The sequence below is a fragment of the Paenibacillus sp. GCM10027630 genome, from assembly GCF_042676305.1.
Taxonomy (GTDB): domain Bacteria; phylum Bacillota; class Bacilli; order Paenibacillales; family NBRC-103111; genus Paenibacillus_S.
Genome location: NZ_JBHTGY010000047.1, coordinates 29,205 through 42,255, shown reverse-complemented (window position 1 = coordinate 42,255; position 13,051 = coordinate 29,205). Strand labels below are relative to the sequence as shown.

The window sequence follows — 13,051 nt, the reverse complement described above, 5'->3', positions numbered from 1 at the left end:
ATGATGCCATTTATTCTTGGGGTAGACGGCGGTGGATCGAAAACATATACCGTCATCGTTGATGAAAAAGGAAACAAAATTGGCAGCGGCGTGGCTGGGTGTGCCAATCACCAGATCGTGGGCGTTGAGCCTGCCATTGCCCACATCAAGGAGTCCGTCGAGCTGGCGCTGCAATCGGCCGGGTTAACTTATTCGGACATCGCATTTGCTGAGTACGGATTAGCCGGTCTTGACCGGGATCGGGACTATGCGCTGATGCGTCCCGCTTTGGAAGCAATTCCGTTTTCGCGGTGTGATATGGTATGCGATACTATGGAAGGTCTTAGGACGGGAAGTCCGCGCAATGTAGGGGTTGTGCTGATCTGCGGTAGTGGAAGCAACGCGGCAGGAAGGAACGAAGCGGGAGCGACTGTTCAGGTCGGAGGCAACGGTTATTTATACGGTGACAGCGTAGGCTCCAGCTACATGGCAACTACGATGTTTCGCGAGGCTGTACGGTCTTGGGAAGGCAGGGAGATTGCTTCGACCTTACCGGATAAATTACTTCGCTATTTTGGGTACTCCAGTATGGAGACGCTTATTGACGATTTTTTGGACCGGGGAATTTACCAAATTCGCGAAGGCTGGCTCACCGTTTCATTGCATGAAGCGGCGGACGATGGCGATGCGTTGGCTATCCGTATTTTACGTGATGCCGGAAAGGAATTAGGAATTGCCGGAAATGCTGTCATTCGGAAGCTTGGGGGCTTTAACTCACAGACGATTCCAATCGTATTGGTGGGCAGTGTCATTCAAAAAGGCAGGAGCCCGTTTCTGCTGGATGAATTGCGTAAAACTATAGAAGCAGAGAATCCGTCTATTGAGCTGATCATTCCTGAAATGGCTCCTGTGTATGGAGCTGTTCTACTGGCTATGGACCATTTGCAAATCCACACCAACGAAGAAATGCATCGGAAATTTAGTATTAGTGGAGGTTATGAAGAATGAAAAAGCAGCATTTAAAAATTGCCGTTATTGGCGGAGGTTCATCTTATACCCCTGAGTTGATCGAAGGTTTTATTAAAAGGTATCATGAGCTTCCAGTTAGCGACTTATATTTAGTAGATATCGAAGCGGGCCGGGAAAAGCTTGAAATCGTCGGCAAGCTGGCCAAGCGGATGCTGGAAAAAGCAAATATACCGATCCGTTTACATTTGACCTTCGATCGTCGCGAAGCGATTCGTGATGCTGATTTCGTTACCACTCAGCTGCGTGTCGGGCTTCTTGAGGCTCGCGGGCGCGACGAACGAATCCCGCTCAGCCACCATTGCATCGGGCAGGAAACGACAGGTGCAGGCGGCTTTGCAAAAGGGCTTCGGACAATTCCCGTAATTCTCGATATTTGCCAAGATATTGAGGAGTTAGCTCCTAATGCTTTCCTGATCAATTTTACCAACCCGGCAGGCATGGTCACAGAAGCGGTTCTGAAATATTCCAAAGTCCGTTCTATCGGCCTTTGCAACCTTCCTATCGAAACAAAGATGCAAATTGCCGACGTCATGAAGGTTGATGTTTCCCAGGTCGATATTGAAATGGTAGGGATCAACCATCTGAACTGGACAACCAAGATTCTAGTAGATGGCGAAGACCGCACGGAGGAGCTATTATTCCAAGCTTCCGGAGTCAATCGGTTTACGATGCAAAATATTCCTGGTTTTGCGTGGGACCAAGAGTTTCTACGGTCATTGGGGGCGCTGCCTTGCGCCTATCATCGCTATTATTATATGAAAGACAATATGCTTAAAAAACAGATGGAAGAAGCGGCTAACAGAGGTACACGGGCGGAAGCAGTCAAAAAGGTGGAGGCTGAATTGTTCGAGCTATATAAGGACCCTAATCTGGACTTCAAGCCACCACAATTGGAGCTGCGTGGGGGAGCATATTATTCGGAAGCGGCACTTAATTTGATTTCATCCATTTATAACAATAAAAAAGACGTTCAAATCGTAAATGTAAAAAATAACGGAACGATCCCAGTGCTTCCAAACGACGCTTCGATTGAAGTAAATTGCATTATTGATTCTGAAGGAGCCAAGCCCATACAGATCACGACTCCGATCAATGCCAAAATCCGCGGATTGCTGCAAATTGTTAAAGCGTACGAGGAGCTTACGATCGAAGCTGCAGTGAATGGTAATTATGATTCCGCGCTGCAAGCATTGACCATTCATCCGCTTGTAGGTTCGGTGGATATCGCTAAACCATTGCTGGACGAAATACTAGAAGCGAACAAGTCCTATTTACCGAAATTCGAGGCTGTGACCGCGGCGGCAACTACGAAACTATAAGAGGGAATTATTGTGCTTGTGATAAATCCGTCTCTCTAAAAAAGACAGGCGGATTTATTAATTTAATCTAACCTCTTCGAACATAAGGAGCATAACCATGAATCTGTTAACCTTCAATACACATGTGAAGCTTCATGAATCAGCAGCAGGGATCATTACAGGTTTCGTACAAACAAACCCTCGAGCGGTACTTGGTCTCGCGACAGGGGGTACACCGATAGGGATTTATGAAGAAATCGTTAAAAGCTACCAGCGTGGCATAGTTAATTTCAAGGATACAACTTCCTTCAATCTGGATGAATATGTTGGTTTGCCAGAGGATCACGTAGAAAGTTATCACAGCTATATGAACAAGCATTTGTTCAACCAGATTGACATTCCCTGTGTTCAAGTGCATATTCCGAATGGAAATGCTCTTAATGCTAGGGAGGAATGCGCGCGTTATGACAAGCTGCTGGACCAAGCAGGTCAGATTGACATGCAGCTGCTTGGCCTCGGTCATAATGGACATATCGGCTTCAACGAACCCGATCATGCATTAATCAGTGGCACTCATGTTGTTGAGCTGCGTGAAGAAACTCGTATGGCGAATGCACGCTTTTTTGATTCGATGGAGCAGGTACCTAGCCACGCATTGACAATGGGTGTAGGAACTATTCTGAAGGCTAAAATGATTCTGCTTGTAGTAAAAGGCGCTGATAAAGCAGATATTGTCCACCGTGCATTAACGGGCCCAATTACAACGGATTGCCCTGCTTCGCTGCTTCAAACACATCCGCATCTTGTTGTTCTTATGGATTCTGAAGCAGGGAGATTATTTCAAGGATGAAATAAGAGCTGCAATTTCCTTGAGTACTGGCTCTATGACTAGTGCTGATTTTGTTGTGTAAACTTTTTTTGAAGTGTGTCTATCAATCCGTAATAGGCTAGCTAGTTATTAAGATATTATATAGTTTGTCCTCATTCTATAGCATCCGGGAAAGTCATCTTGTAGACTAATAATTGCTTACATTAAGCTTCAAATACATCAGCATGGGAGGGTAATTATAGAGCATAAATAACATAGTTTGAAAACCTGGAACATAACTAATCTACTTATATAACGGAGGTTAATAACTTGTTATCTAACAAATCAATGCAATGGCTTCGACTGGCAACCCTCTTCCCTCTTACGGTCAGTCTATTCGGGCAAAGCATACCAACGGCAACTGTATACGGGGCTTCTAATGCGCAGATGAACATTAGTAGTGCTCCTAGTACAGGTAAATGGATGACAGGTGAATATCACGTACACACCACTCAATCCGATGACGCGGCAAATTCTGACGGTGTGGTGCAATCTCTTGAAAGTGTGTTGGATAACGGATTTGAGAAGTATGGTATGGATTGGATTGCAATCTCGGATCATTTGAGAATGTCGAAGTCTGATGCTGAAGGTAACCCTGTAATGGGAGGGCCAATCCCCTTATCGGAAGGTATTATCAGGTTTCAAGCACCCAAAATCAAGCAGCTGCAGCAAGCAGGGAAGTATCAGGATAAAACGATTTTCTCGGGGTTTGAATGGGACATGCCCACCTATGAGCATGTTGGAGTCGGAATATTAACGGATAATCCCGGATCGCCCGCAGCTTTGAAGGTATCGAATCAGTTTGAGTATTTATTTTCAGATAGAGCTGCAAGTTTGTTTGACCCAGCCGATGTGAGCGCATGGAATGCAAAAGACAGCAAGGTCTTCAAGACGCGTGACGATGCGCGGACGGGTTTGAAATGGCTTGAAACGAATTATCCAAAGACCAGTTATGCGATTTTGAATCACCCGTCGAGAAAAACGGTATACACAATTGCAGATATTCGTGACTTCAACAATTTAGCTCCTGATGTTGTTTTCGGATTTGAAGGCATGCCAGGTAACCAAATGGAACCCGATAGAGGCGGCTTGAACTTATCCTCTCCCAAGAATAAAACTCATGGCGGAGCAGACTATATGCTTGCAAAGCTGGGGGGCGCATGGGATGCGCTGCTTGGAGAAGGACGCAGATTTTGGACCTATTCCAATTCGGACTCTCATTTCGAGATAAGCGGTAATCGTCAATACTCAAGTGGATATTGGCCAGGCCAATACTCCAAGAATTATACTTGGGTGAATGGAACTGATATGCAGGCTATCCTTGAAGGAATGAAGTCGGGGAAATCATTCTCTGTTTTCGGTGATTTGATTAATGCGCTTGATTTTAATATTGCCGGCAACGGAAACAAGGAAGAGATGGGCGGAGACCTTCATGTGAAGGAAGGGGATAGCCTTCAGCTTACCATCCGATTCAAAAGTCCGGAGAAGAATAATAACGGAGATAATGTTAAGCTGGATCATGTGGATTTGATCTCAGGGGATGTAACTGGCAAGACGACACCAGGAACAGACGCCTATAACAAGGATACCAACGATTCGACCAAGGTCGTGGAAACATTTACCAGCAGCGATTGGAAGAAGGATGAAGAAGGATATAATGTAATTACTTATAGTTTGGGAGCCGCCAGCAAAAACCGCTATTTCAGATTAAGGGGCACTAATCTCGGGATGAACGTCGATGGGGAGACGAGCAACGGAGAGCCGTTAGTGGATGTAAAAACGGACATTGCGGATAACGAAACCCGCTTTGCAGAAATCAACAAACGGAACTATAATGACTTGTGGTTTTATTCGAATCCGATCTTTGTAAGCACTGAACCTTATAGCGATCAACAAGCGGTTACGGATTCCTCAGCAGCTGCAGATTTGGGGAATACAAGCGCGATAACATCTGATATTGCATTACCGCAAGACGGCCTGCATGGCGCGACTGTTTCATGGAAAAGCTCGAACCACCTGTTGATTGCGGATGACGGCAAGCTGGTTTTCCGTCCTAAGCAGGATACAGTTGTCAATTTAACCGCTACATTCAAGCGGGGCGTGGTAACCGGGTCCAAGACGTTCTATGTAACTGTGAAAGGCGCGGATAACTCAGCTTCGCTGCAACTTCAAGGCACAATGAAAACCGCGGATGGACAGTCATATTTGAGCGGTACCTGGACGAATCAGAACGTCACGGCCAGCGTGTACGCCAGCGTTTACTCGCCGATGGTATCCTATGTTGTGCAGTTATCTACTGATGGTGGGCAACATTACGTGCCTTACGAAAATGGCAGCAGCGTAAACGTAACCGACGAAGGAACTCATACGTTATTATTCCGGGCAACCGATAATTTAGGCAACGAAGCGTTGCAGCCTTTGGTGGTGAATATCGACCGGACAAGCCCTGTTATTAGCCTTAAGGGTGATTCCACGATTAACCTGCCCTTAGGAACTGAATATATCGAGCAGGGGGCTACAGCAGCTGATAATGCAGGAATCTCGGATTCAGTAGCAGTCACTGGAATGGTAGATAAGCAAACTAGAGGAATATACACGCTGCATTACAACGTAAAGGATTTAGCAGGGAATGCTGCTGTAGAGGTTGTTCGTACGGTTAATGTATTCAGCGGTAATAGTAGCGGAAGCAGCAGTGGAAACGGTGGAAGCAGCGGAGGCGTAAGTCCAAGCACGCCGTCAACAACCAATCCATCTTCAGAGCAACGGCCTTCCCTGGAAGTGACCGTGAATGCTAAACAGGGAGCAGAAGGAAGCCTTAAAGATGTCGCCAAATTCAAGGTTCCTGCCGATGCTATACCTGCCGATGCTAAGATCAATCTGGTTGTAATCCCGGCTGATCAGGTGCCTTCGGAAGGCAAGCTTCAAGCACTAAGCCAGCCAGTTGAATTCACCAGCACTACGGGTCACATCTTCAACAAGCCGATAGAGATTACGTTTAATTATAAGGCTGATCAAGTGATTGAGGGACACAAGGCTGCGGTTTATTACTATAATGAACAGCAGCAACGCTGGATCTATCTCGGTGGAACCGTAAACCCGGATGGAACCATTACGATTAGTGTGAAGCATTTTACCAAGTTTGCTGTTTATGACTACCAACCGACAACATTCAAGGATTTGGCAGGCCATTGGGCAGCGCCTTATACCGACCGATTAATCGGAATGAATGTGATTCAAGGGTTAGAGGATAAATCTTTCCGTCCTGAGGATAGGGTAACCCGGGCCCAATTTGCCAAAATTCTCGTAGAAGCGCTTGGCCTTCCGACTACAGCTACCATAACGGATTTTGCAGATGATAGCGAAATTCCGGCTTGGGCCAAAGCCTATGTCACCGCGGCTGTAAAAGCAGGTTTCATCCAAGGCTATGAGGAAAATGGAGCCAAATTATTTAAAGCGGACAAGACAATTACGCGTGCTGAAATGTCCGTAATGATCGCAAACGCATTGAACAAGGCTGTGAGGAAATCGGTCGATGGGGAGCTGAATTTCCAGGATGCTCCCAGCATACCTGCTTGGGCCGGAGCGTCTGTGAATGCTGCTGTATCAGCCGGGATTTTGAGCGGGTACGAGGATCATACATTCCGTTCGAGCCGTCCAGCCAGCAGAGCGGAAGCGGCAGTAATTATTTACAAGCTATTAGATGCTTTGGATATTTAAAACCCATATATGACCAATCAAAAGCAGTTTTTCTGAATTAATGAAAGAGACTTCCGGCCTCCTCTTGGGGGATAAAGGCCGGGAGTCTTTTTTTGTCAATCAAATAACCCCATCGTTCTATAGGTCCCCAGCATAGTAAGGCGAGTGAGCTGCAAGGCCATGTAGTGGGGAGTATACATAGTGGGGTCATTAATCCAATTCAGGATGACCCCCATCACAGATGAACTTGAATAATTAAGTAAAATATCCATTGGAACGGACAGCTTTCGCTCCATCTTCATATTAGCGATCCTTGCATAGAAGCTTTCTCGAATTACTTCGTACATTTTAACCGTAAAAACCTCAGGCTCCAGCTTGAAAAGCATAGCCTTGTAAAATCTTTGGTTTTCGGTTAAATGAGTAAACAGCAGGATGAAGAAAGGGTCAGGCTCGTCGAAATTTCCACTATATGCTATGGGGCTTGAGGGGGTTGGATGGATGAGATGAGACAATTCCTCCAGTTTTTCTTTTATAAGTTTGTCCAGCAGATCAAATTTATCCTGATAATGAGCGTAAAAGGTGGACCTGTTTATATCTGCGTTAGCTGTTATATCTTTTACTGAAATGGAGGGAAAGCCCTTTTCAAAAATTAAAGAAACGAATGCGTCAAGGATGGTTGAACGAGTTCTATGAATTCGACGGTCTGGGGAATGGGAATCCTGAATCATTTGACACCTCCAAGCTTGAGATCGGAATCAAAAAGATAAAACAACATAAATACATCTTTTGTATGATAACCAACTAATTATTGAAATGTGTTGCCTTGTTTGGCAGCTCCTTATAATTGTGTTTGAGTTTGTATGTAAGAAAGATAGATAAAGGGTATACGTTTATTCTTACGTTTTCTTTCGTTCTCTGTAGTTGAGGACACTATTCGTGTATATGTTGAATAAACCGAATATAACCAACAAATCCAAGGAAAACTGTTGTTTAGAGAACATTTAAGGAGAAAATATCGGTTGTACATTACTTCGAGATTAGTATAATAATAAACATATTAAACCTACTTTATCAATAGGTATTATGTGATTTGTTGTTGAAGGAGAGAGGGTATGCCAACAAGGGGTGACCGTTTTATTTCGAGTTTGGCTGATGGACGGAATGTATGGTTAAACGGGGCGAAAGTGGATAATTTGTCTGATCATCCTGCATTTCAAGGGACGCTTGGCACGATCAAACGATTATTTAATCAACTCGATGATCCGGCAGTTCGTGATCATATTGGTTTTGCTCCTTCGGGAAGGGACACTTATGCGCACAGCTCATTCTTGGTGCCGTATTCTGCACAAGATTTGTCTAAGAGAAGTACGGCTTTTAATTATTGGGCCAAAGAAACCCATGGGATGATGAGCCGTTTATCCGATTACGGGCGCTCCATGATCACTGGCTGGTATGCAGCAAAGGAACAATTGGGTAAGCTGGATCCTCATTTTGAATCGAAGATCACGTCCTATTATCAGGATGCTAGAGACCGGGATTTGTTTTTGACCACAGCGATACTGGATCCGCAAATTGATCGGTCTGTCAGTCTGGATGATAACCGGATTGCCGAACGGTTTCTGCACGTCGTAAGAGAGACAAGTGATGGGATTACAGTCCGTGGAGCGAAAATGATTGCTACCGGAGCCCCCTATACACATGATTTCATTATATTTTCTTTTTTACAATTCGATAAAAAAGACCGTAAGCACGCCCACATCCTTATTGTTCCGGCAAACTCTGCGGGATTGCATATTGTGTGCAGAGAGTCTTTCGCGGATAGCAGGGAGCAAAATCATATATTAAGCTCCAGATATGAAGAAATGGATGCGGTGTTGTTTTTCGATGATGTGTTTATTCCTTGGGAGAGGGTCCTCTTGTATGGAGATTCGGAGGCTGTATTGAAGCTCCGGGCCAATAAGACGGCTAATTCGCTAGCTTTCCATCAAACTGTAGTCCGTTACGTATCGAAGCTGGAATTTGTAACCGGGGTTGCTTTTGCAATTGCCGAAGCGATTGGAGTCAATGGATATTTACATATCCAGGAGAAGCTGGGTGAGCTGATAACCCAGGTGGATACGATGAAAGCACTTGTCATTGCGAGTGAAGCGGCGGCCAAATATGACGAATCGGGAGTCTTGGTGCCTGAGATATCCTTTATTGATACGGCTAGAAATATTGGAACGAAGTTTTATCCCCGCGCTATTGAAATATTGCAGCAAATAGGAGGTGGAGGTTTCGTCCAGACACCATCGGGAATGGAGGATTTTTACGGGCCGATATCCAAGCTGATGCACTTGTATTTCGAAGGAGCTTCTGTAAGCGCAGAGAAAAAAATTCATTTGTTCAAGCTTGCTTGGGACTTGATTGGAAGTCCGCTAGGGGCAAGACAAGAGCTGTATGAACGCTTTTACGCAGGAGATCCGGTCCGAGCTTACGCCAATCAATATGTGAAATCCGATAAAGAAGCATTCACCGACCCTGTTTGGAAGCTGTTAAAAGAAGCGGGCAAATATGGAGCCAAGAGGAATTACACCTATACCTAAGAGAGAGGATGAATAGGAATGGAAGTTTTCTGGTTTATTCCGACACATGGAGATGGCCGTTACCTGGGAACGAAAGAAGGAGCAAGAGCAGTCAGTTATTCTTATTGCAAACAAATCGCACAAGCAGTCGATGAACTAGGATTCAGCGGTGTTCTGCTGCCGACAGGTAAATCTTGTGAGGATGCCTGGATTGTTGCTTCCACTCTAGTGCCGGTCACGGAAAACTTGAAGTTTTTAGTTGCGATTCGCCCGGGATTGATGTCGCCTACATTAGCAGCACGCATGACGGCAACCTTGGATAGATTCTCCAAAGGGAGGCTGCTGATAAATGTGGTGACAGGTGGTGATCCGGTTGAATTGGCTGGTGATGGGGTGTTTTTAAACCATGATGACCGGTATGAATTGACGGATGATTTTCTAAACATATGGCGTAAAGAATTAGAGGGGGAGGATGTGGACTACGAAGGTGATCATTTGCAGGTAAAAGGCGGAAAAGTGTTGTATCCTACCGTGCAGAAGCCTTATCCTCCACTTTATTTCGGTGGCTCCTCAGAAGCGGCCCTGGATATCGCAGCTGAGCATGTGGACGTGTATCTGACCTGGGGAGAGCCGCCTGCTCAGGTGGAACAAAAAATAAACCGCATGCGTAAGCTGGCGGAGGCACAGGGGCGAACGCTCCGCTTCGGTATCCGTCTGCACATCATTGTCAGGCCGACTGAAGAGGAAGCCTGGCAAGCGGCTGCTGAATTGATTCAGCATTTGGATGAAGATACGATTGCTGCAGCCCAACAAATTTTTGCGCGAATGGATTCCGAAGGACAAAGAAGAATGTCTGAGCTTCATAAAGGAGACCGTTCCAAGCTTGAAATCAGTCCTAATCTGTGGGCAGGCATCGGATTGGTACGCGGAGGTGCAGGCACCGCACTGGTCGGCAGCCCGGACAGCATAGCAGCAAGAATGAAAGAATATACGGAGCTTGGAATTGAGACGTTTATTCTCTCAGGCTATCCTCATTTGGAAGAAGCATACCGAACAGCGGAGCTGCTGTTTCCAAAGCTGAATCTGGGCTCCTCACGAAACGCTGATAATCCATCCTTCATCAGTCCATTCGGAGAAATGATAGCCAATAATGAGCTGCCTGGGACGACAACATCTGATTCCCAAACGCCAGTGAGCAGTGTTAAATAACAGGAAATCTACCGGATCGCCGGAGACCTTCAGCCTGGAAAGCTGTTGAGTCTCCTTTTTTTCGTTCATAACAATTTAATGGAGGGGGATCGTTATGCCTTTCGAATGGAAAACAATTCGGTATGATTGCTTGCAGATTCCGAGCGTCTGGGGATTGGCCCTTCAATTAGGTGAGATGCAAAAAGATTTAAAGAGCTTGGGATTTCGACTGGAGCCCGCTGCTGATTTAAAGAAAGGGGAAGCGCTAGAAGTACCTCCTGCCGGAGAGGAAGCAGACATTTATTATAGCGACAGCTTACGTACGCTTTATTCGTTAAGCAGAGGACAGAAGATTGCAATTGTAGGTTTAAACCAACTAACGCCAAAGGCATTTATTCTGGTTCGTCCGGATTCCTGGATTAACTCGATTCCAAATCTTAAGGGAATGACTATAGGTGTTTCTTATGATAGGGATAATCGTGCAGATATCCATAAGATTGAAGCCATCCAACGGGTTACGGCAATTATCGAGCAGGCGGGATTGCTGGAATCGGATGTCCGTTGGGTCCACCTCCCTCCGGGTACAATGAATCATACGCAGCGTGAGACAGTAGCTTTGCTTCAAGGTGAAGTTGACGCAATTATCTCTTTCGGACCTGATGCTTATGATGTGGAGCGGATCACCGGGGCGCGGGTGCTTGAGAGGGAGCGTCTGCCCCGCTGGGGGCAAAAAGCTGCGATTAGCAATTTAGATACGGATATGGATTCCGCTTCGGACTTCGATTCAGACTCCGATTCAGAGCAAGCCGGGCTGTTCGCTTTCGCGCTATCTGTTACATGGATGCAATCTTACCCGGAGGCAGCTGAGCGAGTGCTGGCACACCTACAATTGGCTGCTGAGTGGGCGGATAAGCATCAGAAGGATGCTTTCCGTTACGCTGCCAAAGCAGTGGGGATTCCCGAGAGTCGGATTGAGACCGCTTATGACGGATCGTTACTTAAACAACTGCCTCTTACTCTGGATCGATGGCATCTTGACCTGCTAGCTAAGTATAAAAGCAGTTACCTGAAGAAGGAGCTGATGGAGTCTGATTTCATACTCGATGATTTCGTTGACAGGAAGCTTTCTGCAAACACACAAGTTTTGATAGCTTCAGGATTGGTGCAAAACCCGCTCTCTGACCGTGTTTCATCCTTTATGATAGACGATGTTCCCGTCCGTTATTTTGAGGATCGTAAAGAGGCAAGGCTTATCCAGTCGGACGAAGAGGCTTTGTACATAGCGCATGAGTTTGCGGATAAGATTCGCGCCGGCGCTTCGGATCGGGACCGGTATCGCCGTTTGCCCTTTGATGAAATTAAGGAGTTAGCGGAAAGCGGCCTGCTCAGTATGGTTGTACCCCAAGAATATGGGGGACCGGGAGTAACGACGGTTACCTTGGCTGAAGTGTTCAAGATCATTTCAGCTGCCGATGCGGCAATCGGGCAAATTCCGCAGAACCATCATTTCTTTGTGAAGGTACTGGAGCTGAACGGGACGGAGGATCAGAAGAAATATTTCTTCGCTGAAGTGTTGAAGGGTGCGCAGTTTGGTAACGGATTAGCTGAGCGGGGCGCTCGTGTGGGGAAATTAATGTCCACTCGCGTTACAAGCTCGGGGGAAGGTACATGGAGGGTTAACGGCAGGAAATATTATTGTACCGGCTCCTTGTTCTCTCCATGGATACCTGTATTTGCCGATGACGACGACGGTAAGCGGGTGGCGGTATTTATCCCCCGACAGGCGGAAGGACTGACGTTAATCGATGATTGGTCAGGAATAGGGCAGCGGACAACAGCAAGCGGGAGTGTTGTTCTGAGCAATGTAGAAGTATCCGATGCTTATATAGTCCCGCATTGGAAAACGTTCGAAGCGCCTCAATATTTTGGCGCATTTGCCCAGATCATGCATGCTGCAGTGGATGTAGGGATTGCTGTAGCAGCTATCGAGGATGCATCGAGGTTCGTTCGCGAGAAATCAAGACCCTCCATCCAGAGTGGTGCTGCACGAGCTTCCGAGGAACCCTATTTGATCAAACGTTTCGGGGAGCTCGGAGTGCGGCTTCAGGCGGCAGAAGCGCTGCTGGAGAAAGCGGCCGCTGCTATCGACACGGCACGAAGCAACTTGAATGAAAAGACAGCAGGACAGTCCTCGTTGTTGGTTGCTTCAGCTAAAGCTGTAGCTACGGATGTCGTAATTGACATCACTAACGCCTTGTTTGAAGTAGCGGGCACTGCCTCCATGGATGAAAAATATAATTTGGACCGGCATTGGAGGAACGGAAGAATTCATACGCTTCATGACCCGGTACGCTGGAAGCTGCATCATGTGGGCAATTGGTATTTGAACGGCTTATTGCCGCCCAATCAGGCAGGGTTATAGAAAGGGA

Annotated in this window: 8 protein-coding genes; 7 read left to right on the top strand and 1 reads right to left on the bottom strand. The window is 46.3% G+C overall.

From position 1 onward, the window contains the following. The 4 genes from ACFQ0C_RS22795 to ACFQ0C_RS22780 all read left to right on the top strand — a co-directional run bounded on the left by ACFQ0C_RS22795 (window position 1) and on the right by ACFQ0C_RS22780 (window position 6,891). Window positions 1-987, top strand: coding sequence for an N-acetylglucosamine kinase (locus ACFQ0C_RS22795; protein WP_379369892.1), 987 nt, complete (start codon window positions 1-3; stop codon window positions 985-987). Then, the gene (locus tag ACFQ0C_RS22790) at window positions 984-2,327 is read left to right on the top strand and encodes a 6-phospho-beta-glucosidase (RefSeq protein ID WP_379369890.1); all 1,344 of its coding nucleotides are present in this window, start codon (window positions 984-986) and stop codon (window positions 2,325-2,327) included. The genes ACFQ0C_RS22795 and ACFQ0C_RS22790 overlap by 4 nt, the downstream gene beginning before the upstream one ends. A 97-nt stretch (window positions 2,328-2,424) precedes the next feature. Beyond that, window positions 2,425-3,156 carry a glucosamine-6-phosphate deaminase gene (nagB, locus tag ACFQ0C_RS22785; protein WP_379369888.1) on the top strand — a complete coding sequence of 244 codons (732 nt, stop codon included), beginning with the start codon at window positions 2,425-2,427 and terminating at the stop codon, window positions 3,154-3,156. A gap of 288 nt (window positions 3,157-3,444) precedes the next feature. Continuing rightward, window positions 3,445-6,891 carry an S-layer homology domain-containing protein gene (locus tag ACFQ0C_RS22780; protein ID WP_379369886.1) on the top strand — a complete coding sequence of 1,149 codons (3,447 nt, stop codon included), beginning with the start codon at window positions 3,445-3,447 and terminating at the stop codon, window positions 6,889-6,891. Window positions 6,892-6,986: 95 nt separating this feature from the next. On the opposite strand, the gene ACFQ0C_RS22775 is transcribed toward ACFQ0C_RS22780, so the two are convergent. Further along, the gene (locus ACFQ0C_RS22775) at window positions 6,987-7,598 is read right to left on the bottom strand and encodes a TetR/AcrR family transcriptional regulator (RefSeq protein WP_379369884.1); all 612 of its coding nucleotides are present in this window, start codon (window positions 7,596-7,598) and stop codon (window positions 6,987-6,989) included. A 384-nt stretch (window positions 7,599-7,982) separates the two neighbouring features. Between ACFQ0C_RS22775 and ACFQ0C_RS22770 the strand changes: the two genes are divergently transcribed. From ACFQ0C_RS22770 to ACFQ0C_RS22760, 3 genes are all read left to right on the top strand, one after another. Beyond that, window positions 7,983-9,455 (top strand): 4-hydroxyphenylacetate 3-hydroxylase family protein, encoded by a 1,473-nt coding sequence (locus tag ACFQ0C_RS22770; protein ID WP_379369882.1) that lies wholly within the window; start codon window positions 7,983-7,985, stop codon window positions 9,453-9,455. Between the two features lie 18 nt (window positions 9,456-9,473). Continuing rightward, window positions 9,474-10,643: an FMNH2-dependent alkanesulfonate monooxygenase gene (ssuD, locus tag ACFQ0C_RS22765; RefSeq protein WP_379369880.1), complete on the top strand. Its 1,170-nt coding sequence runs from the start codon at window positions 9,474-9,476 to the stop codon at window positions 10,641-10,643. A gap of 94 nt (window positions 10,644-10,737) precedes the next feature. After that, complete coding sequence (locus ACFQ0C_RS22760) at window positions 10,738-13,044, top strand: SfnB family sulfur acquisition oxidoreductase (protein ID WP_379369878.1); 2,307 nt, start codon at window positions 10,738-10,740, stop codon at window positions 13,042-13,044. Window positions 13,045-13,051 lie beyond the last annotated feature (7 nt).